The following is a 23,118-nucleotide window of genomic DNA, read 5'->3' as shown; positions in this document are numbered from 1 at the left end:
CTGTCCGCCGGAGGCCGGCCGCGGCCTCAGATCCCCGAGGTCTCCCGCCACAGCGTCGCCAGCGAACGGTCGCCCGTCACGCTCGGCACGGGTCCCCGGTTCCACAGCGCCAGGTACAACCGCTCGGCGGGGCCGATGAGTTCGGCCTCGGCGTCGCCCGCCGCGTCCCGCGAGGTCACCGGCGGTTCGGCGGAGAGCCGTACCGTCCACACGGCGTCCGCCCCGGCGTCCACCGCCCGCACCCGCAGCACCCGCGGCCGCTCGGTGCGCACCCGGCTCCTGGGGCGGGCGTGGAAGCCGCGCAGCAGCTCGTCGATGCCGTCGGCCGCGAACCCGGCGTCGATCGGGGACGCCGTGCCGCCCCGGGCGCTCTCCGCGTCGTAGCGGTGGACGGCCGTCTCGTGCGCCTGCCGCCGGGTCCAGAACGCCAGCGGCGAGGGGCAGGGCGCCGGATGGAAGGTCCAGCACTCCAGATCGGCCGGCGCGGCGGCCAGGGTGTCGACCAGCAGCCGGTGACTGTCCCGGTACCAGGCCACCAGCTCGGCGCCGTCCAGGTCCGGGCCGTCGCCGAGCGGCCGGGGAGCGGTGTGTCCGTCGGCGACCAGCGCGGCGGCCCACCGGTGCACCGCGCCCGTGTGCCGCAACAGGTCCGCGACCTGCCACTCGGGGCAGGTGGGCACCTTGGCGTCGGTACCGGCCTCGGCGGCGGCCGCGGCCAGCAGGCGACCCTCCCGGTCCAGGGTCGTGAGGAATTCGGCAGTCTCCATGGGGGTGAGTGTGCCGGACGGCGGGGCCCGGCGGTGCCGGTCCGCTGCACCGGTTTCCGCCGACCCGCCGCTGTTCCCGCCCGCGTTCGCGGCGGCACGCGCCGCCCGGTGGCGTGACCCGGGAGGTGTGGCACCTCAGGTGCTCGTCACCCTGCGGGTCATCAGCCCCCCGACCGCCGCGGCGGTCGCGGCCAGTACGGCGACGCTGAGGAGGGCAGTGGGGAGGGAGGACCAGTCGGCCATGAAGCCGATCGCGGGTGGTCCGAGGAGCATGCCGCCGTAGCCGAGCGTCGAGGCGACGGCGACGCCGGACGGGCCGGCCAGCGCGCCCGCGCGCTCCACGGCTATGGGGAACAGGTTCGCCAGTCCCAGACCGGTGACCGCGAAACCGAGCAGTGCCGCCCACAGCGCGGGGGCGAGCGAGGCGAGCAGCATGCCGGTCGCCGCGGTGGTACCGCCGGCGATCACGGTCCGGGTGCGGCCGAGGCGTTCCAGCAGCCGCGTCCCGCTCAGCCGGCCGACGGTCATGGCGAGCGCGAAGCACGCGTAGCCGGCCGCCGCCGTCGCGGACGACGCCGCCAGGTCCTGCTTGAGGTGGAGGGCGCCCCAGTCGGCCATGGCGCCCTCACCGTAGGCGGTGCACAGGGCGATCAGACCGAGGACGAGGACCAGGCCGCGGACCCGGCTGCCGGGGCGCCGGCCGCCCGCCGGTTCCGGGCGGGTGCGGTCAGCCGGGGGCGGCGGCTCGTGCCGGAGCAGGGCGCGTCCCGCGACCAGGGTGACCAGCAGGCCGGTGAGGGTCAGACCGAGCAGGTGGCGGGTGGGGGAGAGCGCGCCGGCGACCAGTCCGCCGAGGCCCGCGCCGATCATCCCGCCCAGGCTGAACGCCGCGTGGAAACTGGGCATCACCGGCCGGCCGAGGGCGGCCACCAGATCGACGGCGGCACTGTTGAAGGCCACGTTGATGCCCCCGTAGGCCGCGCCGAAGGCCAGCAGTACGGCGCCGAGGGTCAGGGCGGAGTGGGTCAGCGGGGGCAGGGCTACGCCGAGCGAGAGCAGCACCGCGCAGACGACGGTCACCAGGTGGCTGCCGAAGCGGCGGCACAGCCGTCCGGTGAGCGTCATGGTCACGACCGCGCCGGCCGACACGCCGAGCAGGGCGAGGCCGAGGGAGCCCACGGAGGCGTGGGTCTGGTGCTTGATGTCGGGGATGCGGACGACCCATCCCGCGAAGACGAAGCCGTCCAGGGCGAAGAAGGCGGTGATCGCCACGCGCAGCGCGGTGAGGTCGGGGCCCGGCACGACGCTGTGCGATCGGGTTTTGTTTATTTGCGGCACAAAATCAGGCTAGGTGTGGGTGCCGGGGTCGGGCAAGAGGGGTCCCGATGGCCGGGTTGCGGGTGCCGGGCGCGGGTGCCGGAGAACGATCGTTCGTGTTTGTCGCGCGTGCGGCTGTTCGTCGGGCGGAGTCCCGTAGGCGGAAAGCGCCCCGAAGTACTCCCGACCAGCGGACACTTCACGGTGAGCGCCGGGTCGCGGTCGGTCAACCCCGTCCGCGGAGGGGTCGGTTCGGGGGTCCACCTGCCGGGGCCCGGGCGATCCGCCGTCGGAAACAGGTCGGTTAATGCTTGCGCACGCGCTGGTTGCGGAGGGGTGAGCAGGTCATGATGGGCCCATGACCTTGGCCTCGCGCGCACTTGCGCAACTGGCGACCTGGCCGGACCTGAGACAGTCCGTCCCGAGCTGCGGCCTGGGGCAGGCCGTGCGCTCGGCCCAGGGCGAGATCGCCCACTTCCACTCGGACCGTGACGTCGACCTCCTGCTGACCGACCGGGCCGTCCGGCGGTTCACCAAGGACTTCAAGGGCTCGGGTGCCATCAGGATCGTCCCCGGCTCGCCCTGGGTGACCCTCCGCCTCGACGCCGCGAGCGACGTCGACCTCCTGCTGACCCTGGTCAGCGTGGCGCTCCAGGCGCGGCAGTCCTGGCCCGACCCGGTCGGCCGGGCGGTGTCGGGCTGCAACGACCAGCGCGGGGCGGGATTCGTGAAGGCCGACCACGGGGGCGTCTGACGCGGCGGGGCGGACACCGGCGGCCGGGCGACGGGCCCTGGGCCGTGTCCACAACGCCCCGCCTGCCCCACGGCGCCCGGGCGGACGACGGGACTTTGCCGACACGGCCTAGACGGCGAGGACCCGGACCCCCGCGTCCTCGAAGCGGCGCACGGTGTCCTCGTCCACCGCCGCGTCGGTGACCAGCGTGTCCACCGCTTCCGTCGCGCAGATGCGGGCGAACGCCCGCCGGCCAAGCTTGCTGGAGTCGGCGGCCACGACCACCCGGGCGGCGCGCTCGCACAGCAGCCGGTTGATCGCGGCCTCCGCCTCGTCGTGCGCCGCCGCGCCGTGCGTGACGTCGAACGCGACCACGCCGAGGACGGCGACGTCGAGGGTGATCTGGCCGAGCACGCCGTCCGCGAGCGGACCGATCAGCTCGTAGGACTGCGGGCGGGCGACCCCGCCGGTCACCACGATCTTGAACTGGGGCCGCACCGCGAGCTCGTTGGCGATGTTGAGCGCGTTCGTCACCACGGTCAGCGCGGGCGAGCCGGAGCCGAGGTCGCCGCGCACGGCCAGCGCGCGGGCCACCTCCGTGGTGGTCGTTCCGCCGGTCAGCCCGACCGCCTCGCCGGGTGTCACGAGGTCCGCCACCGCCTTGGCGATCCGCTGCTTCTCGGAGGCGCGGCGGGCCGTCTTGTAGCGCAGGGGCAGCTCGTACGACACCCCGTGCACCACGGCGCCGCCCCGGGTGCGCACCAGCATCTGCTGCTCGGCGAGCTGGTCGAAGTCCCGGCGGATCGTCGCCGCCGACACGCCCAGCTCGGCCGCCGCCTCCTCGACCTCCAGCCGCCCGCGCTCGACGAGCAGTTCGAGCAGCGCCTTCCAGCGGGCGTCCCGGGACATCCGCAGCCTCCGTTCTCCGTCCTCCCGGCGACCCTAGCGCACCTGTCTCCGCGCGCGTCTGCTTGATTGTGCTCGAAAATGCGCTATATCTTGCAAGAACAATCAGCAAGGGAGGGTGTGGCATGAGCCATGTCGAGGACGAGCTGAACAGCCAGCCGGAATGCTGGACGCGCGCGGCCCACGAGGCCGGTCGGTACGCCGCCGCACTGCCGGACGCGGGGGAGCGGGTCGCCGTCGTCGGGTGCGGGACGTCGTACTTCATGGCGCAGGCGGTGGCCGCGCTGCGGGAGGCCACCGGGCAGGGCGAGACGGACGCCTTCGCCGCCTCCGAGTTCCCGCGCGGCCGGTCCTACGACCGGGTCGTCGCCCTCACCCGCTCCGGCACCACCACCGAAGTGCTCGACCTCCTAGGCAAGGTGCGCGGCGGCGCGCGGACCACGGCCGTCACCGCCGACCCGGCCACCCCCGTGGCGACGGCCGCCGACGACCTCGTCGTCCTCGACTTCGCCGACGAACGCTCCGTCGTCCAGACCCGGTTCGCCACCACCGCGCTCACCCTCCTGCGCACCCACCTCGGCCTGCACACCGAAGCGGCCGTCACCGACGCCCGCACCGCCCTGTCGGCCCCCCTGCCCGAAGGACTCGTCGACTGCGCGCAGTTCACCTTCCTCGGCCGGGGCTGGACCGTCGGACTCGCCAACGAGGCCGGCCTCAAGATGCGCGAGGCGTCCCTGTCCTGGACCGAGGCCTACCCGGCGATGGAGTACCGGCACGGGCCCATCAGCATCACCACCGAGGGCACCGCGACCTGGATGCTCGGCGAGGCACCCGCCGGCCTCGCCGAACAGGTGCGCGCCACCGGCGGCCACTGGGTCGAGGGCACCCTCGACCCGCTGGCCGAACTCGTCCGCGTCCAGCGCCTCGCCGTCGCCGTCGCCGCCCGCCGAGGACTCGACCCGGACCGGCCGCGCCACCTCACCCGCTCGGTGATCCTCGCTCCTTGACCCACCCCCGGAAGGGAGACAAGCCGTGCCCCTCGTGACCACCGGCGAACTGGTCGGCGGGGCCGCCGGAGCCCGCTCCGCGGTCGCCGCCTTCAACATCATCACCCTGGAACACGTCGAGGCCGTCATCGCCGGAGCCGAGTCCGCCGGTGCCCCCGTCGTCCTCCAGGTCAGCGAGAACGCCGTCAAGTTCCGCTACGGACGACTGCTGCCGCTGGCCCGCGCCGCCGTCGCGGCGGCCGAACGCGCGGACGTGCCCGTCGCCCTGCACCTCGACCACGTCCAGAGCGCCGACCTGCTGCGCCAGGCGCCCGAGGCCGGGTTCAGCTCGGTGATGTACGACGCCGCCCGGCTCTCCTACGCCGACAACCTCGCCGCCACCCGAGCGGCCGCCGACTGGGCACACGCCCAAGGTCTGTGGATCGAGGCCGAGTTGGGACAGATCGGCGGCAAGGCCGGTCTGCCCGCGCTGGACGCCCACGCGCCCGGCGCCCGCACCGACCCCGACCAGGCGCGCGACTTCGTCGCGGGCGCCGGGGTCGACGCGCTCGCCGTGGCCATCGGCAGCGCGCACGCCATGACCACCCGCACCGCCACCCTCGACCACGGGCTGCTCAAGCGGCTGTCCGCCGCCCTGTCCGTCCCGCTCGTCCTGCACGGTTCCTCCGGCGTGCCGGACGACGGGCTGGTCGCCGCGGTCGCGGGCGGCATCGCCAAGGTCAACGTCGGCACCGCCCTCAACGCGGCCATGACCGGCGCCGTCCGGGACTTCCTCGCCACCCACCCGGAGGCCGTCGACTCCCGCAAGTACCTCAGCGTGGGCCGGGACGCCATGGCCCGGGAGGTGGCCCGCATCATCGGCGTCCTCGGCGGGGCCCGGAGCGGGCGCGCTAGCCTCGCTTGACGGCCTTCAGCACCACGAACTTCGGGTCGCTCGCCACCAGCCGGCTGTTGCCGAACAGTCGCTTCAGCGTGACGTGGTAGCCCAGGTGCCGGTTGCCGATCACCCACAGCTCGCCACCGGGGCGCAGCGCGCGCTTCGCCCCGGTGAACATCCGCCACGCCGTCGCGTCCGTCGTCGCCTGGTGCGAGTGGAACGGCGGGTTGTTCAGGACGAGGTCCACACTGTCCGGCGCGACCCCGGCCAGGCCGTCCCCGACCCGGAACTCGGCGTGTCCGGGAACCCCGTTGGCCTTGTAGGTCGCCTCCGCCGAGGCGACCGCCTGGAACGACTCGTCGACGAACAGCACCTCGGCCTCCGGGTCGGCCAGCGCCACCGCCGTACCGACGACCCCGTTCCCGCAGCCGAGGTCCACCACGCGCCCGGCACCCGGACCGGCCGGCAGGTGCCGCAGGAAGAACCGGGTGCCGATGTCGAGCCGGTCGGCGCAGAAGACACCCGCGTGGTTCACCACCGTGTGCCCCGAGACCGCGCCGACCCCGTCCGGGACCGCGTAGCTGTACGGCCACGGGTTGGCCGGCCGCCGCAGCGCCGGGTCCGGGGCGCAGAAGACGAGTCGCGCCTTCTGCCGCGCCAGCGAGGTACGGGTCGGCCCGAGGATCCGCTCGAACAGCCGCAGCGTCGAGGTGTGGATCTCCTTCACCATCCCGGTGCCCACGACCACCGTGTCCGCGTGCACCGCCGGCGCGAGCCGCAGCAGCTGGTCCTCCAGCAGCGCCAGGCTCTTGGGTACGCGCACGAGCAGCACGTCCACCCGCTCCGGCGGCGGGTCCTGGGTGGTCAGCAGGCGCACGGCACCGGGTTCGACACCGGCCCGCGCCAGGTTCGCCCGGGTCGCCTCCTGGCTGAGGAAGGAGTCGGTGATCTGGGTCGGCCGGTGCTCCGCGAGGGCCGTCGCCAACGCGCCCCAGCGGTCGCCGAGCACCACGACCGCGCCGGTGAGCGGCACCCCCTCCTCGGCCAGATGCCGCAGCAGGTACGCGTCGGAGGCGTCCCAGGCGCGCAGCCGGTCGCGGGGGTCCTCGGGGAAGCGGGACAGCTCGAACTCGGCCCACGGAGTCGTCATACGGTCGTTCATCGTGCTCCAGGCTAGCCGAGCCGCAGCTCAGGGCCGGTCGCCCGGCGCTCGGGCAGGATGGAGCGCATGGACGTGGAACTGTTCGAACGGGGGCGGGCCGAGGTCGCGCCGAGCGCCGTGCACGTCCCGCACTGGCTCGGTGCCGAGCGGCAGCGTGCGCTGCTGGCCGCCTGCCGGGAGTGGGCGCGCCCCCCGGCCGGGCTGCGCACCGTCCGCACCCCGGGCGGCGGCACGATGTCCGCCCGGCAGGTCTGCCTGGGCTGGCACTGGTACCCGTACGCCTACGCCCGCACGGTCGTCGACGGCGACGGCGCCCCGGTGAAGCCCTTCCCGGACTGGCTGGGCGAGCTGAGCCGGGACGCGGTGGCCGACGCGCTCGGCCCGCGGGCGGTACCGGCCGAGCCGTACGACATCGCGCTGATCAACTTCTACGACGGCGAGGCCCGCATGGGCATGCACCGCGACAGCGACGAGCGGGCGCCGGCGCCGGTCGTGTCGCTGAGCCTCGGCGACACCTGCGTCTTCCGTTTCGGCAACCCGCGGACCCGCACGAAGCCCTACACCGACGTGGAGTTGCGCAGCGGGGACCTCTTCGTCTTCGGCGGGCCGTCCCGGTTCGCGTACCACGGGGTGCCGCGCATGCTCCCCGGTACGGCGCCGCCGGAGCTGGGGCTCACCGGGCGGCTGAACATCACCCTGCGGGTGAGCGGGCTCTAGACCACGCCGAACGTCACCGGGCGGGTGAGCGGGCTCCAGACCACGCCGAACGTCACCGTGCGGGTGAGCGGGCTCCAGATCAGGGCGCGGGCCACGGCGGTGCCGAAGATCAGGGGGCAGGCCACGAGGGGTGCGGATCATGGGAGACTCCACGTCATGAGCGGCAAGGCGGACCCCCGGCCGGCGGGGGAAGGGACCACCCCGAGGGCGCGGCTTGACCGGGGGCGCGGCGCGCTCGGACCCGCGCTGGAGCTCGTGCACACCGGACGGGCGCCGACCCGGGCCGTGCTCACCGCCGAACTCGGGGTCACCCGGGCGACGGCCGGGGCGGTGGCCGCCGAGCTGGAGGCGCTCGGGCTGATCCGTGTCGACGCCCGGCCGGGCGCGGCGGCCGGCTCCCAGGGGCGCCCCTCGCACCGGCTCGCGGTCGCCGAGGACGGGCCGGTGGCGCTAGCCGCACAGGTGCACGCCGACGGCTTCCGGGCCGCGCTGGTCGGCCTCGGCGGACGCATCGTGGCGACCGCGCCGGGCCGCGAGACCGTCGACGCCGACCCGGCGAAGGTGCTCGGCTCCGTGGTGGAGGCGGGCGCCGAACTGCTGCGCACGACCGGCCGCCGCTGCGTCGGCGCCGGGCTCGCCGTCCCCTCGGCCGTCGCCGAACCCGACGGCCTGGCCCTCAACCCCCTCCACGTGGCCTGGCCGGCCGGCGCCCCGGTGCGCCGGATCTTCGCCGAACGCGTGCGCGAGGCGGGCATCACCGGTCCCGCGTTCGCGGGCAACGACGTGAACCTCGCCGCACTCGCCGAGCACCGGCACGGCTCCGGCCGGGGCGCCCGTGACCTGCTGTGCGTGGCCTCCGGGCACCGGGGCGTCGGCGGTGCCCTGGTTCTCGACGGCCGCCTGCACACGGGCAGTTCGGGTCTCGCCCTGGAGGTCGGTCACCTCCCCGTCAACCCGGGGGGCCGACCCTGTCACTGCGGCAGCCGGGGCTGCCTCGACGTCGAGACCGATCCGCTGGCGCTGCTCGTCGAGGCGGGCCGCGCGCCCGGCCCCGAGGTCTCCCTGCTCCAGCAGGCCGACGACCTGCTGCGCACGCGCTACGCCGAACCGGCCGTCCGCGCCGCCGCCGACACCCTCATCGACCGTCTCGGCCTGGGCCTGGCCGGTCTGGTCAACCTCCTCAACCCCGACCGCATCATCCTCGGCGGCCTGCACCGCACCCTGCTGGAGACCGACCCCGACCGGCTGCGCGCGGTCGTCGCCGACCGCAGCCTGTGGGGCCAGAGCGGCGGTGTCCCCATCCTGGCCTGCACCCTGGACCACAACAGCCTGGTCGGCGCGGCCGAGCTGGCCTGGCAGCCGGTCCTGGACGACCCGCTGGGCGCGCTCCGGTGACGAACCGCTGTGCGGGGTGCTGCCGCCTCATCCGCAGAGGGCCATGATCACGTCGTCGAAGTCGGCGAACTCCTCCCGGGCCAGCCGCACCAGTTCCTCGGCCGGACGGCCGCGCCCGGGGGCGGACCGCTCCGCCAGCGCCGTCCGTTCGGCGTCCGGCCGTGAGGTGAGACCCAGCTCGTAGTGGTCGATCGCCTCCTGGGGCCCGACCCCGTCGGCCAGGACCCACAGGAAGTCGGCGAGGTCACGGGCCACCACTCCCGTCTCGCCCTCCGACCCGAGGAACACGACGGGCTGGGCGGCGAGTTCCCGGTCCGGGCGGACCAGCCAGAACGCCGCGTACCCGCCGGTGCCGTCCATGCCGAACACCCGGAAGCCGTCGCCGCCGACCTCCTTGTTGCCGGTCCACGACCGGAACCAGTCGGTCGTCTCCTCGGCGGAGACGAAGCTGTCGAACGGCTCGAAATCGACCCCGTCACCGTCGGCGTAGTCGAACGGGAGGGCGAGCGCCGCGGCCAGCGCCGCGGGAAAGCGGCGGTCGTCGGCGGTGACGGTGTCGTCAGTGGTGGTCATCCGCGCAGACTAGCCAGCGGGACTGACAACGCCGGCCGGGCCCCCAGGGCGTTGCGGGCCCCCTGTGCTGCGCGGCCCGCGTCCGCCGGGAGCAGCCGTGCCCTGCGGCCGTACTCCCGCTGAGGTACCCGTACTGCCGCCGGCCGCACGACGACCCGGACCCCCTGCCGGAGGGAACCTCGTGGCATCACCCGAAATCCCCGACGACTTACGGAGATGAACCGAGATGCAGACGCTCGCGAACTGGCACGGGGGACCCGGCCCGTGGATCCTGTTCTTCCCGCTGATCTGGGCGCTCGTGGTGGTGGGCGCCGTCACCCTGCTGCGCCGCACCGGCCGGGGCGGCCCCTGGCGGGGACCGATGAGCGGCCGCCCGACGGGCGACTCACCCCTCGCCGTCCTCGGCCGCCGCTTCGCCTCCGGCGAGATCGACGAGGAAGAGTACTGGCGCCGCCTCTCCGTACTGGAGGAACAGTTCGGCCCCGCCGGCAAGCGGGGCACCGCGTGAGCACACCGGCTGTCTTGACGCGGCGCAGCCCGTCGGGCACGCCCATGTCAGCGCCGCAGCACGGCGCGCGGGCGGCAGGTCGTCATGGCTCACCGTCCGCGCGTTCGTGTCGGCGTGGTCACCGCCCGGTCAGCCGGGGACAGCGGACCGGGCGGGGGTCGGTGGGGCGGTCGCCGCGTGGGCCACGGCGGGGGCCGGAGCGGTGACGACCGGGGTGGTGACGACGGGCGCGGTGACCGGAGCTGTGACGACCGGAGCCGCGGTGACCGGTGTGGGGGTCGGGTGCGTCTGGGCGCGGCGGGGGGCCGGCTGCTGCTCGGGGGTGCGGCGGGGGGAGCGGGCCGGCTGCGGGCGGGACGTGGTGGTCGCCGGCAGGGTGAACCAGACGACCTTGCCGTCCTCGCCCTCCGGGCGCGCGCCCCAGCTCTCGCTCATCGCGGCCACCATCGCCAGCCCCCGGCCGCAGGTGGACAGCGCGGCGTCCTCCGCCGCGTCCGCCACCACCGGAAGGCGTGGATCGTGGTCGCGCACCGAGACCGTGAGCCGGTCGACCAGCAGTTCCAGCTCGACGACGCACGACTTGTCCGGGCGGGCGTGCCGGTGGACGTTGCTGAGCAGCTCGGTCACACCGAGTGCGGCGCGGTCTATCAACGGGTCGAGATGCCAGTAGCGCAACTGCGCAGATACGATTCTGCGGACCTGGCCGATCCGCGACGGCAGGGCTTGGAGCTCCACCGTGCAGTGCCTGCTTGGATGACTGATCACGGCTGCGACTCCCCGATGTGAGGTCCGGTCGAACCGGAGGAACACGGAGAACAACGGATCCAGCAGGGTGCTTGCGTCCAAACGTCCGCCTGCTGTCGTGGCCGGCGGGCTGGTTCGCAGCGTTATCGCCGGTAAACCCAGAGTGACGTGAGACCAGCGTGACGCAGCGGATGCGCTCCCGCAACTCGCCCCGCCCGGAACCCCGCTCAGCCGTCACGTCCGGCCGCGCGGCGCACCGCCTCGATGAACCGCCGCGCCGCCGGCGGCCCCGGCTCGCCCGGTGCCGGATCGTGCTCGCCGAGCCGCAGCAGGTAACGGTTGCCGTTGAGGTCCGCCGTCGCCCGGTCCTCCGTGCCGAACCACGGCTTGGAGGCCCGCACGGCCTGCACCGGCGCGCTGTCGATCTCGCTGCCGTAGCTGGTGAGCAACTCCACCCTGCCGTCGCTGATCCGGACCTGTCCGGCCCGGGTGAGCGAACGCAGACGTTTGCCTATCTGCACGCCCGTGGCCGTGAACTCCGGCTCCGCCATTCCCTGCCGCCCCCTTGCGCGTCGCTCGCCGGCCGCCGGCCCGCGTGGGTCCGGTTCCGGCCCGTGTTCCGGTCCTGCCGCCCCGGGACCGTACGGTCGTCGTGCCCCGGTGCGGCGTGCGCCCCCGTTCGGGACGATCGTCCCGCCCGGTGCAGTCTGCCCCGATGCGGCCGGGAGCACCAGTACACGCGGGGCGCGTGCGACGGGCCTCCGGAGCACTCGCGCCAATGCGCCCCCGCGCGCGCCCCACGTGTGTGCCCCAGCCCCGCTTTGAGTGGCTCAAAGATGCGTTTATGCAGGTGGGAAGCGGTGCGGAAGACGCCTATGCTCGAAGTGCCAGGCGCGTGAGCCGCCGTCGGCGCCCACTGTAAGGAGCCCCGCCGTGAGCACCACCCCGCAGACCCGGACCGGCGCCACCCTCGACGTCGACCGCAGCGACGCCGCCTACCGCACATGGCTGAAAGAGGCCGTGCGCAAGGTCCAGGCCGACGCCAACCGCTCGGCGGACACGCACCTGCTGCGCTTCCCGCTGCCCGAGCGGTGGGGCATCGACCTGTACCTGAAGGACGAGTCGACGCACCCGACGGGCAGCCTCAAGCACCGCCTGGCCCGGTCCCTGTTCCTCTACGGCCTGTGCAATGGCTGGATCCGCCCGGACCGCCCGGTGATCGAGGCGTCCAGCGGCTCGACGGCCGTCTCCGAGGCGTACTTCGCCAAGCTGATCGGCGTGCCCTTCATCGCCGTCATGCCGCGCACGACGAGCGCCGAGAAGTGCCGTCTCATCGAGTTCCACGGCGGCCGCTGCCACTTCGTGGACGACTCCCGCAAGATGTACGAGGAGTCCGCCCGCCTCGCGGTGGAGACCGGCGGCCACTACATGGACCAGTTCACCTACGCCGAGCGGGCCACCGACTGGCGCGGCAACAACAACATCGCCGAGTCGATCTTCCGCCAGCTGGAGCTCGAGCGGTTCCCGGAGCCCGCCTGGATCGTCGCCACGGCCGGCACCGGCGGCACGTCGGCGACCCTCGCGCGGTACGTGCACTACATGCAGTACGACACCCGTATCTGCGTGGCCGACCCGGACAACTCCTGTTTCTTCGAGGGCTGGACCGCCGGCGATCCGGACGTCACCTGTGACTGCGGCTCGCGCATCGAGGGCATCGGCAGACCGCGCATGGAGCCGAGCTTCGTGCCCGGCGCCATCGACCGGATGATGAAGGTCCCGGACGCCGCCAGCGTGGCCGCCGTACGCGCCCTGGAACGGGCCATCGGCCGCAAGGCCGGCGGTTCCACGGGCACCGGCCTGTGGAGCGCGCTGAAGATCGTCTCCGAGATGGTCGCCGAGGGCCGCACCGGCAGCGTCGTCACCCTGCTGTGCGACCCCGGGGACCGCTACCTCGACAAGTACTACTCCGACGACTGGCTGGGGGAGCAGGGACTGGACATCGCCCCGTACACGGCCGCGATCGACTCGCTGCTGGCCACCGGCATGTGGACGGACTGAGCCGCACCCGACTCCCGCCCTCGCGCCCCGCCCCTCCCGGGCGCCGTTATCCGGCGAGCCGCCGGTCCAGCGCGGTGACGGCGTCCCGGAACGCGCGGCCCACGCCCGGCCGGACGAGACGGCACACCAGCCGGAACGCGGCCGTACCGTCGAGGGCGAAGGTCATCCGCACCCGCGTCCCGGTCCCGGCCGGGGCGAGCCGCCACTCCTCGATCCACGCCCGGGCCCCCGGGGTGTTCGTCACGTCTACCCGGTACGCGTACACCTCGGGAGCCTTCGCCACCAGCACCGACTCCAGGAAGCGAGTCCCGCCCCGCAGCCGCACCTCGCGGCCGCCCTCGGTCGGCCGGGCCGACGACACGGCGGAGAACCACTCCGGCCAGCCCGGCACGTCCTCCGCGAGCGCCCGGAACACCGCCTCCGGAGCGGCCGCGATCTCGCGGGTGAAGACGAGCCGTGCGGGGGCGGTCCCGACGAAGTCGAGCCCCTCCGGCCGCAGACGGTGAGCCATGGCGACGAACCCCCTCGTGAAGTCCTCGGGCGAACCGGGGCGTTGCGCCGCCAGGCTAGCCGACGGTCCGTCAGAAGTCGTCAGAGGTCCTCGTCGTCCTCGGGCTCACCCGCGACCACGAGGCGGCGCAGGTGCTCGGAGATCTCCGAGCGGGCCTCGCCCGGCAGACCCGCGTCGGTGACCAGCGTGTCCACCTGCTCCAGCGCGGCGAACGAACTGAGCCCGACGGTGCCCCACTTGGTGTGGTCGGCGACCACCACGACCCGCCGCGCCGACTGCACCAGCCGGCGGTTGGTCTCGGCCTCCGCCAGGTTCGGCGTGGACAGGCCCGCCTCCACCGATATCCCGTGCACGCCCAGGAACAGCAGGTCGAAGTGGAGCGCGGCGATCGCCTGGTCGGCGACCGGGCCCACCAGCGAGTCGGACGGGGTGCGCACCCCGCCGGTCAGCACCACCGTGGCCCCGCCCTGGCGCTGTCCCGAGGTGCGCTGCGCCGCGTGGAAGACGTCGGCTACCCGGACCGAGTTCGTCACCACGGTCAGGTCCGGCACCTCCAGCAGGTGCTGCGCCAGCGCGTAGGTCGTGGTGCCGCCCGACAGGGCGATCGCCGAACCCGGGCTGACCAGCCGGGCCGCGGCCCGCGCGATGTCCTCCTTGGCGGTCAGCTCCAGGCCCGACTTGGCCTCGAAGCCCGGCTCGTGCGTGCTCGCCTCGACCACCGGGACCGCGCCGCCGTGCACCTTCTCCAGCATGCCCTGACGGGCCAGCGCGTCGAGGTCACGGCGGACGGTCATGTCCGACACACCGAGCTTGCGGGTTAGTTCGTTCACCCGGACGCCGCCCCGGCGCCGGACCTCGTCCAGGATCAGGGCGCGGCGCTGCTCCGCGAGGAGGTTCTGATTCTCGCTCACGTAAGCTCCGGTCCTCTCGCCGTGATCCGTCGTCCGCCGCACCGGCTCCGACCTGGACGTCCAGCGGTCCTCGGGCGCGGGGCGTCCATCCTTTCACGGCAGGGCACCGGTTGCGCCACTCCCCGTCACGACGCGCACATGCCATCCGGCACACCGCGCCCCGCTGCCCCCCGCCCGGCGTCACACGGATCGGGGAGTTTTCGCGCCGGGAGGTGCGCGGCGGCCCCGCGACCGGGATCCTGATGCCGCACGGACACAGGCCGCCAGGCGCGTCACGGGGGAAGTGCGAGAACAGTGGAGCGTGCGCACGGGCACATCACGGGCCGGGAGCCGGACCCACCCGCCCCGCGACCCACGCGAGCGGGGACCGAGCTGGAACTCCTGGTGCACGGGGTCGGCGGCGCCACCCCGGAGAAGATGCTCGGCGACCCGCGCACGGTCCGGATCACCGGCGACGACACCGCCGCGGTCTTCCGGCGCGCCGACCACATCGGGGACGCCCCCGCCGGACGGGGCCCGGTGCGCGAGGCGTACGTGTGGTGCAACCTGACCTCCGGCGACGCCGGCCGCGCCCTGTGGCTGCTGTTACTGCCCTTCATGGTGGTCAACCTCGCCCACTGGATGCGGCCCGCCGCCGACGGCCGCGGCCGCACCGTCCGGTGCTACGGCCTCCTCGTGCGCCTGGCCGCCCTCACCCTCACCGTGCTGCTGATGGCCGCCGCCTGCGAGGTGGCCCTCGACCTGGTCGCCTGGCAGTGTGCGGGCGTCACCGCCTGCGCCGGCCGCCACTCCTGGCTCGGCTTCCTCTCCCCGGCCGCCTCGGGCGACGGCTGGTGGAGCCCGCCCGGCCGCCGGCTCGCCCTCGCCGCGGCCGCGCCGGCCGCGCTCACCGCCCTGCTCTGGTACCTCTCCCACCGCACCTGGAGCGCCTACGAGTCGCACCGGCCGATGGACCACGACGCGGAACCGCGGAGCGACGACAACGCCCTGGCCCGCCCCGGCTTCTGGTACGGCCGCCGCCTGGTGGCCCGGCTGCGCGCGGCCCACACCGCCGCGGGCCTGCTCACCGTGGCCGCCGCCGTCGCCACACCCGCGGCCCGCTTCGACCACCGCCCCGGCGGCCCCGCCCCGCTGGACGCCCTCGGCTGGGCCCTCATCGCCGCCCTGGCCGGCTGGGCGGCCGCCGTGGTGGGCGTGGTCTGCCGCCGGGGTCGCAGCGAGAACCGCCTCGACCGGCGTCTCGACCGGCACCTCGTCCGCCGCCTGCCGCTCGGCGCGCTCGTCCTGCTGCTGCTCGCCGTGCTGTACGCGGGCTGGGCGCGCCCCGGCTGGCGCTCCACCGGCCGGCTGCCCGGCGACCCGGCCTTCGGCGCCCTGATGCTGGCCCAGGGCCTGCTCGTCGTCGTGCTCGCGGCCGTCGCCCACGACCTGCACCGCCGCCGTCCGGACCCGCGCGCCGGGATGCGCGGTCTCGGCGGCCCGGCGGTCGCGCTGCTCGGCTGCGCGCTCGGCGGGGTGATGACCGGCGGACTCGCCCAGCGGGTAGCCGACTGGCTGGACGGCACCCGCGCCCTGCTGGACGGGCCGCCGGTGCTGCTGACCTGGCAGGCGTCCCTGATCCCGCCGCTGCTGCTGGTGCTGCTCGCCCCCACCGCCGTACTCGCCCTGCGCACCGCGCGGATGGCCCGAGCCGAACGCGACCGCGTACGCCATGAGCACCCCGGCGAGCCCGAGGACCCCTCCCGCACCCGCCGCATCGCCCATGTCCGGGCCATGGCCACCCTCACCGACCGGGCGCCGCTGCTGCTCGCCGTGCTCTCCGCCACCACCCTGCTGCTGGGGGCCGCCGCGCTGACCGGTTCCCTGGCCACCGGCCGTACCCCGCAGGGAGCGGCCCGGCGGGCGTACCCCGTCGTCCACGCGGCGGCCGAGACCTCGCAGGCGCTCGGCTCCTGGCTCGTCGGTCTCGGCTTCCTGCTCTTCGTCACCTGGGGCCGGCGCGCCTACAAGGACGCCTCCGCCCGCCGCACCATCGGCATCCTGTGGGACGTCGGCACGTTCTGGCCGCGCGCCGCCCACCCCTTCGCCCCGCCCTGCTACGCCGAACGCGCGGTGCCCGACCTCACCTGGCGGATGGCGACCTGGACCGGCCGCACCGGCGGCCGTCTGGTGCTGTCCGGCCACTCCCAGGGCAGCGTCCTGGCCGCGGCCGCCGCCTGGCAACTGACCCCCGCCGTCCGCGGGCGCGTCGCGCTGCTCACCTACGGCTCACCGCTGGAGCGCCTGTACGGCCGCTGGTTCCCCGCGTACTTCGGCCCGCGCGCCCTGGCCGCGCTGCACCGCGACGTCGCCTGCTGGCGCAATCTGCACCGCCGCACCGATCCGATCGGCGGGCCCGTCCGGCTGCCCGGCGACTGCGGTCCGGAAGTGGACCACGGGCCCCTCGAGGACCCGCTGGCCTACGGCCGCACCCCCGAGCATCCGCTCCCCGCGCCCCTCCTCGGCCACTCCGACTACCAGGCCGATCCCGCGTTCGCCCGGGAGCGGGCCCTGCTGCTGGCGCGTCTGCGGCCCGGCCTGCCGGGACAGCGCCCCGACGAGGGGACGCCCGGGTGACGGGCCGCGCCGGACGCCCGCCGGGGCGCCGGCCTCAGGGCAGTTCCGGCAGGTCCTGCGCGTAGAGCAGGGTCAGGTCGTCGGTGCTGGGGTCCGCGAGCTGGGCGACGCGGCTCGCGTGCCGCTCCACCATCGCCTCGAACGTCTGGCGTGCCGTGCGCCCGTTGCCGAACGCCGGCCCCTTCGGGATCGCCGTGAAGTACTTCAGCAGGGCCTCGGCGGTGCCCGGCGCCAGCCGGTACTCGTGCTCGTCGGCCTGCTGCTGCACGATCCGGAGCAGTTCGTCGGGTCCGTAGTCGCCGAAGGTGATGGTCCGCGAGAAGCGGGAGGCCACACCGGGGTTGACCGAAAGGAAGCGCTCCATCTCGGCCGTGTAGCCGGCGACGATCACCACGACCGCGTCGCGCTGGTCCTCCATCAGCTTCACCAGCGTGTCGATGGCCTCCTTGCCGAAGTCGCGCCCGGCGTCCTCGGGAGACAGCGCGTAGGCCTCGTCGATGAACAGCACACCGCCGCGCGCCCGTTCGAAGGCTTCCTGGGTGCGGATCGCGGTGGAGCCGATGTGCTCGCCGACCAGGTCGACCCGGGAGACCTCGACCAGGTGGCCCTTCTCCAGGACCCCGAGGGAGGCGAGGATCTCGCCGTACAGCCGGGCGACCGTCGTCTTGCCGGTGCCGGGGGAGCCGGTGAAGACCAGATGCCGCTTGACGGAGGCGGCCTTCAGCCCCGCCCGCTGCCGGCGCCGGCCCACCTCGATCATGTCGGTCAGCGCCCGCACCTCGCGCTTGACGCTCTCCAGCCCCACCAGGGCGTCCAGTTCGCCGAGCACGTCCTTCGACGTACGGGCCTGCTGCTCCGGCTCGGCCGGGGTGATCAGCGGTTCCTGCTCGGTGACGCGCTGCCCCGGGATGGAACCGAGCAGACCGGCTGACGACGGCACCGACTGCACGGCCGGCTCCCGGGCAGCGGGCGGCCGCAGTCCGCCGCCCTCGTCGCTGGTGCAGTCCTCCACGACCGGCCCCGTGCCGGCGCCCGCGTCCGGGCCCGGGTCGGCGAACTCGTAACCGCCGCGCGCGCACCGCTCCGTACGGCACTTGCGCAGCGTCGTACGGCAGCCGTCTATCACATGGAAGCCGTAGCCGCCGCTGCCGCTGACCCGGCAGTTCAGGAAGGTGCCGCGGCCCCCGGCGGAGACGTAGAAGCCGGCCTCGGCGGGGGAGTCGACCGTGCACCGCTCGATGGTCGGGTCGGCGCCCTTGGTGACGATCACACCGGTCTGGGTGCCGTCGATCGTGCAGTTGGCGAGCGTGCCGCCGCTGCCGTGGTCGCGGAACCAGGCGCCGGTGGCCGCCTCCCGGATCCGGCAGTCGTCGAGCTGCGCGGTGGCGCCGTCGCTCACCGACACCGCCGTGTTGCGCACCTGGGACAGGTCGCTGTCCACGACGTCCGCGCGGGAACCGCGGTCCAGCACGAACAGCGCGTCCGGCACGTCGTGCACCCGGCAGGAGTCGAGGACCGCCGTGGCGCCGTCGCTCACCCACACCGCCGGGTAGTCGCCGGTGCTGTCGAAGATCTCGCACTGGTTGGCGTCCACCCGGGTGCCCGGGTCCCACACCGACAGGCCGTTGCGCCCGAACTGACGGACCGTCGTCCGGGTCAGCGTCAGCACCGAACGGGACCGCAGGTCCACCGCGTTCTCGGGGACGTCGTGGATCCGGCAGTCGGCGAGCGTGAGGACGGCGTCCGTGTCGAGCGTGACGCCGTCGGCGGTGGTGCGGTGCACATCGCAGTCGGTCAGGTGGGCGGTGGCCCGCTGGGTGACCTGCACCCCGGCGCCCCGGACCTCGTAGACCTCGCAGCCGAACGCCTCCAGAGCGGAGTTCTCCCCGGTCACGGTCAGTCCGGTGCCGGAGGCGTGGTGCACCCGGCAGCGGTCCAGACGCGGATGGGCGCCGCCGCGGACGGCGACCCCCGCCTGCCCGGCCGCCACGATCTCGCACTCCTCGAAGACCCCGCCACCGCCGTCGAGGACGGCGATGCCGATGCCGGCCGGGTTGTCGACGGTGCAGCGCCGGACGGTCGGGCGGGCCCCGCCGCGCACCTCGATGCCCGCGGCGGACCGCGTGACGATCCGCAGGTCCATCAGCTCGGGCGTGCCCTCCTCCACCAGCAGGGCGGGCGCGGCCGCGTCCTGGCCTTCCACGTGCAGGTCCTGGACCACCGCTGAGGCGCGCACGGTCAGCGGCACCCCGTCGGCCGGCGCGATCCGCACCGAGCCCGGCGAGCCCTCGGGGCCGCGCAGCGTCACGGCCCGCTCGAGGACGAGATTCTCCCGGTAGGTGCCGGGGGCGACGGTGAGGACGTCACCGTCGGCGGCGGCCTCCAGGGCGGCGGCGAGCGAAGCGTACTCACCCGTGCGGCGCCGCCACCGCGATGTACCGGTGTGCGTCACCTGGACCGTGCCCTGTGCCATGGCGTTGCTGTGCCCCCACCTCGTCGAACGCGGGTCGTTGCCGAAAGCGAGTCGGCCGGTCCACCGTAGCGTGCGCGCGGCTGATGGGTTGACCAGAGCCGCAAGGCCGTCAACTGCCGGTGCCCGCCTTGCCCCAGTCCGGACCCGCCCGGTCCCAGGCCTGGTCCCAGCGCGCGTACCTGCGCCGGACCATGCGCCAGGCGACCAGCCGCCGCCCGGCCTCCACCAGGCCCGCGGTCAGCAGCGCCGCGCCGAGGCCGGCGAGCACGGCGTGCGTCGTCGCCGTCGGTGAGTCCAGCGGACGCGTCGTCATGCGGCCGTGCGGATCCGTCCAGAGAGGGAAGTGGTCACCCGGACGCGGTGACTTCAGCCGGGTCAGGGCCGCTCCGTGGTGCGCCGTGCCGTCGGGTGCCGTCCAGTCGGCGAAGACCCGTCTGCCGGAGTCGTGCGCCGCGCTGGTGTCCGGGTCGGAATCCGCCGAGGCGCCGCCCAGGCGGCGGACCACGGTGGCGGTGACGAGATGACGGGAGTGGCGCTGCTCCCGCACGGTCCGCTGCAGGGAGTCGTCGGCGGCCGCGCCGGCCAGCGAGCCGATCACGGGCGCGGCCACGGTGACCAGCACCAGCGCCGCGAGGGCCAGCCATGCCTCGGCCAGGTCGGTCGCGCGGCACAGCGGGTTGCGCCGCCAGCGCCACAGGCCACTGATCGCTCGCACGCCCCACCCCCTTCGGCTCCGTCCTACCCCCGGCGGAGCCGCTCGTCCCCTGGCCGGGGCCGGGAGGAAGCGGTGTCACTCCCGGCCGGGGCCTCTCACGAAATTCTCATGTCGTCCTCCCCAACGACCGGCACCCGCCGCCCGGTTCCCGCTCCACGCGTCGTTCCGGAGCCGGTGTGCCGGGGCGGCCGCCCGGACCGTGCCGTCCCGGGCGCTACGCCTCCACCCGAACCGGGTCGCCGGTCCGGATCGTGCCCGGGGCGAGGGGCACGAGGTTCTGGCCGAAGAGGAGGCCCGTGCCGACCCTGCGGTGCCGTGCCAGCGTGCGCAGGGGTTCGCGGCCGCGTGCGGCGGTGTTCTGGTCGGTCGTGGTCACGACGCAGCGCCCGCAGGGCTTGACGACCCGGAAGGCCACCTCGCCGATGGAGACGCGCCGCCAGTGGTCCTCGGCCCACGCCTCGGTGCCCGCGACGACCACGTTCGGCCGGAAGCGGTTCATGGGCAGCGGGCCCTCGGCGGCGTGATCACCCTGGGCGATCAGGGAGTTCAGGGCGTCCAGCGAGGCGGTGGTGGTCACCAGCAGGGGGTAGCCGTCGGCGAAGCTCACCGTCTCGCCGGGCAGCGCGTACTCGGGGTCGACGGGACGGCGCACGGCCGGATCGTCCATGTGCACCAGCCGGACACCGGTGCCGAGATACGCGGAGCACCACGCGTCCGCGGCGCCGGCGGCCGGGACCGCCTCCACCTTCGTGCCGAAGATGATCACCGGCACGGTCGCCCCGGGCTCCGGCGGCGCGACCGTCAGTGGTTCCCGTCCGGGCGCGGACAGACGAATGCCGCCGCCGGGCATCGGCTCGGCGGCGGCCAGCGCGAGGCGTGGCTGCTCGCGCTGCGTGACGACCTTTCCCCCGTCGTCGATCAGCGTCCAGCGTCGGTCCGCAGCCAGACCCCAGGGCTCCACCGCGGCCTCCCGGGGCGAGACGCCCCGGAACGCCTTGACCGGATGGACGTGGATCGACTGCAGTATCGCGTTCCCCATGGCGCCATCGTGCCAGGTGGCACCGGGCGCCGGGAGCGTCGGTCAGTAGCCGCGGTACTGCTGGTTGTTGTACGGGTCCTGATACGGGGCCGGCGCCGGACGCGGTGCGGCGGGGCGCATGGCCTCGTAGCCCGTGCCGCCGGCCATCGGACGCTGCGGCTGCGGGCCCTGCGGGCCGGGATAACCGCGCGGAGCGCTCGCCTGCTGCGGGATGTACGCGGTGGGCGCCTGCTGCAGCGGTGCGGGCTGCTGCATCTGCGGGTAGCCGTAGGAGCCGTAGGAGGGGACCTGCGGGGAGGGTGCCGCCGGGAGGGCGGGCAGCGCCGAGGGCAGCGCGGGCAGGCTGCTGCCCGTGTCGTACGCGGCGGGGACCCGGATCGGGGCGATCTGCGGGGTACCCCGCTCGGCCACGAGGGAGTCGTAGATCGGGGTGTCCGGGAAGGAGGCGGAGTAGTAGCCGCCACCATAAGTGGAGCGGGGGGAGGTCATGGCCATAAGTTAAGCCCACGATGTGCTGGTTGGGGAGACCGATAAGAGGGTTGTTTTCCGTGTCGGCAGTGCTCAGGGATCCTCAATCAGAGCGAACTTGGCAAAAATGGACGTCGTTCAACCTTCCAATCCTGTAAAAGGCGAGCTCCCGACGGGTTACCGGCGGTTGACCGGCGATCTTCCCGCGCCGTCGGCCGCTGTTCCCCGGGACCGGGAATAGGTTGGGCGGGCAGGGATGATCCGGGAGCCCGGGAACGCCCGGGACGCCGACAGGATGGGGGCGGACATGACAATGCCGAAGGGTTCGAATGCGCCGGTGCCGACGGCGGCACTGCGCGTCGAATTGGGCCGGCGCTCCGGACCCGGCGTGCCCGACGCGGACGCCTCGGCGCTCCTGCTGGCGGCCGGAAAGGTCCGCTCCGACGCGGACTTCGTCTTCTACAACCAGCCCGCGCACGCCTCCGGCGCGGTCCGCCACGAGGGCAAGCGGACGTCCGGCGCCCAGGTCACCGACACCCTTCTCGTCGACCTCGCGCGCGTGGAGGGCGGGATCGAGCGGATCGTGCTCGCGGCCTCCGCGGACGGCGGGACCTTCGGGCAGATCCCCGACCTCTACATCGAGGTGACCGACGGCGGCGGCGCCGTCGTCGCCCGCTTCGACAGCCCCGGCGCCACCGTGGAGACCGCCTTCGTGCTCGGCGAGTTCTACCGCCGCCAGGGCGGCTGGAAGTTCCGTGCCGTCGGCCAGGGCTACAGCAGTGGACTCGAAGGACTGGCAACGGACTTCGGCATCACCGTCGACGAACCGCAGCACGCCGCGCCCACGCCGGCCGCACCGCCCTCCGCGCCGCCCCTCGCCCCGCCTCCCGCGCCCGCCGCCCCGCCGGTCCCACCCCCGGTCACCATGCCGCCGCCGGTCACCGCCGCCGTGCCCCCGCCGCCGCCCCCGGCCGCGCAGCCGTCCGCACCGGTACGCCTGTCCAAAGTCACCCTCACCAAGGCCGCGCCCTCCGTCTCGCTCGCCAAGCAGGGCGGCACCTCGGGCTCCCTGCGCGTCAACCTCAACTGGCAGGTGCGCAAGCAACTGACCGGCTGGGGCGGCCGGTGGGGCACCGGGCAGGGAGACGTCGACCTCGACCTGTGCGCCCTGTACGAACTCGCCGACGGCCGCAAGGGCGTCGTCCAGGCGCTCGGCAACGCCTTCGGCTCACTCCACCGGCCGCCGTACATCCACCTCGACGGAGACGACCGCACGGGCGCCGTCGCCAGCGGCGAGAACCTCACCGTCAACCTCGACCACCTACAGGACTTCAGCCGCATCCTGGTCTTCGTCACGATCTACGAGGGCGCCGCCTCCTTCGCCGACCTGCACGCCACCGTCACCCTGCAACCCCAGCACGGCGCCCCGATCGACTTCTCCCTGGACGAGTGCACGGTCCCCTCCACGGTGTGCGCGCTCGCGCTGATCACCCGCACCGGCGGCGACCTCGTCGTGCAGCGCGAGGCGCGCTACCTGGTGCCGGAGCGCGGAGTGAGCCCGCAGCGGACCATAGACCGCGCCTACGGATGGGGCATGAACTGGACGCCGGGGCGCAAGTAG

General features: G+C 74.3%; 23 protein-coding genes. 9 read left to right on the top strand and 14 right to left on the bottom strand.

Annotated features, from left to right (window positions below; genetic code table 11):
• Nucleotides 1-26 precede the first annotated feature (26 nt).
• Both PV343_RS00950 and PV343_RS00945 read right to left on the bottom strand, forming a co-directional pair.
• A complete protein-coding gene (locus PV343_RS00950; RefSeq protein ID WP_319144790.1) occupies nt 27-767 on the bottom strand; it encodes a maleylpyruvate isomerase family mycothiol-dependent enzyme in 741 nt (246 codons plus the stop codon).
• Nucleotides 768-902: 135 nt separating this feature from the next.
• A complete protein-coding gene (locus PV343_RS00945) occupies nt 903-2,069 on the bottom strand; it encodes an MFS transporter (protein ID WP_319144789.1) in 1,167 nt (388 codons plus the stop codon).
• 373 nt (nt 2,070-2,442) lie between these two features.
• On the opposite strand from PV343_RS00945, the gene PV343_RS00940 reads away from it, so the two are divergent.
• A complete protein-coding gene (locus PV343_RS00940) occupies nt 2,443-2,838 on the top strand; it encodes a luciferase family protein (RefSeq protein ID WP_319144788.1) in 396 nt (131 codons plus the stop codon).
• 108 nt (nt 2,839-2,946) lie between these two features.
• Here PV343_RS00940 and PV343_RS00935 read toward each other — a convergent pair whose 3' ends face one another.
• Nucleotides 2,947-3,726: a DeoR/GlpR family DNA-binding transcription regulator gene (locus tag PV343_RS00935; protein WP_319144787.1), complete on the bottom strand. Its 780-nt coding sequence runs from the start codon at nt 3,724-3,726 to the stop codon at nt 2,947-2,949.
• A 122-nt stretch (nt 3,727-3,848) separates the two neighbouring features.
• On the opposite strand from PV343_RS00935, the gene PV343_RS00930 reads away from it, so the two are divergent.
• A complete protein-coding gene (locus PV343_RS00930; RefSeq protein WP_319144786.1) occupies nt 3,849-4,730 on the top strand; it encodes an SIS domain-containing protein in 882 nt (293 codons plus the stop codon).
• Nucleotides 4,731-4,755: 25 nt separating this feature from the next.
• On the top strand, nt 4,756-5,634 hold the full coding sequence (locus PV343_RS00925; RefSeq protein WP_319144785.1) for a class II fructose-bisphosphate aldolase: 879 nt from the start codon (nt 4,756-4,758) through the stop codon (nt 5,632-5,634).
• On the opposite strand, the gene PV343_RS00920 is transcribed toward PV343_RS00925, so the two are convergent.
• On the bottom strand, nt 5,621-6,757 hold the full coding sequence (locus tag PV343_RS00920; protein ID WP_319145160.1) for a methyltransferase: 1,137 nt from the start codon (nt 6,755-6,757) through the stop codon (nt 5,621-5,623). The two genes, PV343_RS00925 and PV343_RS00920, sit on opposite strands and share 14 nt — an antisense overlap.
• Nucleotides 6,758-6,835: 78 nt before the next feature.
• On the opposite strand from PV343_RS00920, the gene PV343_RS00915 reads away from it, so the two are divergent.
• Nucleotides 6,836-7,486, top strand: a complete 651-nt coding sequence (locus PV343_RS00915) for an alpha-ketoglutarate-dependent dioxygenase AlkB family protein (RefSeq protein ID WP_319144784.1) — start codon at nt 6,836-6,838, stop codon at nt 7,484-7,486.
• Here the strand turns inward: PV343_RS00915 and PV343_RS00910 are convergent.
• Nucleotides 7,483-7,611, bottom strand: a complete 129-nt coding sequence (locus PV343_RS00910; RefSeq protein ID WP_319144783.1) for a hypothetical protein — start codon at nt 7,609-7,611, stop codon at nt 7,483-7,485. The two genes, PV343_RS00915 and PV343_RS00910, sit on opposite strands and share 4 nt — an antisense overlap.
• 31 nt (nt 7,612-7,642) lie before the next feature.
• Here PV343_RS00910 and PV343_RS00905 point away from each other — a divergent pair, with 31 nt between their 5' ends.
• On the top strand, nt 7,643-8,881 hold the full coding sequence (locus PV343_RS00905) for an ROK family protein (protein WP_319144782.1): 1,239 nt from the start codon (nt 7,643-7,645) through the stop codon (nt 8,879-8,881).
• 27 nt (nt 8,882-8,908) lie between these two features.
• Here PV343_RS00905 and PV343_RS00900 read toward each other — a convergent pair whose 3' ends face one another.
• Nucleotides 8,909-9,454 (bottom strand): SMI1/KNR4 family protein, encoded by a 546-nt coding sequence (locus tag PV343_RS00900; protein WP_319144781.1) that lies wholly within the window; start codon nt 9,452-9,454, stop codon nt 8,909-8,911.
• 226 nt (nt 9,455-9,680) lie between these two features.
• Between PV343_RS00900 and PV343_RS00895 the strand changes: the two genes are divergently transcribed.
• Complete coding sequence (locus PV343_RS00895; protein WP_319144780.1) at nt 9,681-9,962, top strand: SHOCT domain-containing protein; 282 nt, start codon at nt 9,681-9,683, stop codon at nt 9,960-9,962.
• 129 nt (nt 9,963-10,091) lie between these two features.
• On the opposite strand, the gene PV343_RS00890 is transcribed toward PV343_RS00895, so the two are convergent.
• Nucleotides 10,092-10,727, bottom strand: a complete 636-nt coding sequence (locus PV343_RS00890; protein ID WP_319144779.1) for an ATP-binding protein — start codon at nt 10,725-10,727, stop codon at nt 10,092-10,094.
• Nucleotides 10,728-10,933: 206 nt separating this feature from the next.
• Nucleotides 10,934-11,257, bottom strand: a complete 324-nt coding sequence (locus tag PV343_RS00885) for a hypothetical protein (RefSeq protein WP_319144778.1) — start codon at nt 11,255-11,257, stop codon at nt 10,934-10,936.
• Nucleotides 11,258-11,639: 382 nt separating this feature from the next.
• On the opposite strand from PV343_RS00885, the gene PV343_RS00880 reads away from it, so the two are divergent.
• Nucleotides 11,640-12,764 (top strand): PLP-dependent cysteine synthase family protein, encoded by a 1,125-nt coding sequence (locus PV343_RS00880; RefSeq protein WP_319144777.1) that lies wholly within the window; start codon nt 11,640-11,642, stop codon nt 12,762-12,764.
• Nucleotides 12,765-12,810: 46 nt separating this feature from the next.
• On the opposite strand, the gene PV343_RS00875 is transcribed toward PV343_RS00880, so the two are convergent.
• On the bottom strand, nt 12,811-13,275 hold the full coding sequence (locus tag PV343_RS00875; protein ID WP_319144776.1) for an SRPBCC family protein: 465 nt from the start codon (nt 13,273-13,275) through the stop codon (nt 12,811-12,813).
• An 80-nt stretch (nt 13,276-13,355) separates the two neighbouring features.
• On the bottom strand, nt 13,356-14,186 hold the full coding sequence (locus tag PV343_RS00870; protein WP_133920711.1) for a DeoR/GlpR family DNA-binding transcription regulator: 831 nt from the start codon (nt 14,184-14,186) through the stop codon (nt 13,356-13,358).
• 294 nt (nt 14,187-14,480) lie between these two features.
• On the opposite strand from PV343_RS00870, the gene PV343_RS00865 reads away from it, so the two are divergent.
• Complete coding sequence (locus tag PV343_RS00865) at nt 14,481-16,802, top strand: hypothetical protein (protein ID WP_388235326.1); 2,322 nt, start codon at nt 14,481-14,483, stop codon at nt 16,800-16,802.
• Between the two features lie 34 nt (nt 16,803-16,836).
• Here the strand turns inward: PV343_RS00865 and PV343_RS00860 are convergent, their stop codons facing one another.
• The 4 genes from PV343_RS00860 to PV343_RS00845 all read right to left on the bottom strand — a co-directional run bounded on the left by PV343_RS00860 (nt 16,837) and on the right by PV343_RS00845 (nt 21,518).
• Nucleotides 16,837-19,275: a right-handed parallel beta-helix repeat-containing protein gene (locus tag PV343_RS00860; protein ID WP_319144775.1), complete on the bottom strand. Its 2,439-nt coding sequence runs from the start codon at nt 19,273-19,275 to the stop codon at nt 16,837-16,839.
• 109 nt (nt 19,276-19,384) lie between these two features.
• A complete protein-coding gene (locus PV343_RS00855) occupies nt 19,385-19,990 on the bottom strand; it encodes a hypothetical protein (RefSeq protein ID WP_319144774.1) in 606 nt (201 codons plus the stop codon).
• Between the two features lie 214 nt (nt 19,991-20,204).
• Nucleotides 20,205-21,029 (bottom strand): MOSC domain-containing protein, encoded by an 825-nt coding sequence (locus PV343_RS00850; protein ID WP_319144773.1) that lies wholly within the window; start codon nt 21,027-21,029, stop codon nt 20,205-20,207.
• 42 nt (nt 21,030-21,071) lie between these two features.
• A complete protein-coding gene (locus PV343_RS00845) occupies nt 21,072-21,518 on the bottom strand; it encodes a DUF6643 family protein (RefSeq protein ID WP_319144772.1) in 447 nt (148 codons plus the stop codon).
• A gap of 286 nt (nt 21,519-21,804) precedes the next feature.
• Here PV343_RS00845 and PV343_RS00840 point away from each other — a divergent pair, with 286 nt between their 5' ends.
• On the top strand, nt 21,805-23,118 hold the full coding sequence (locus PV343_RS00840; RefSeq protein WP_319144771.1) for a TerD family protein: 1,314 nt from the start codon (nt 21,805-21,807) through the stop codon (nt 23,116-23,118).

Source organism: Streptomyces sp. WI03-4A, from assembly GCF_033792105.1.
Taxonomy (GTDB): Bacteria; Actinomycetota; Actinomycetes; order Streptomycetales; family Streptomycetaceae; genus Streptomyces; species Streptomyces collinus_A.
The sequence above is the reverse complement of the archived record's forward strand: the minus strand, read 5'-3'. Positions and strand labels throughout refer to the sequence as shown.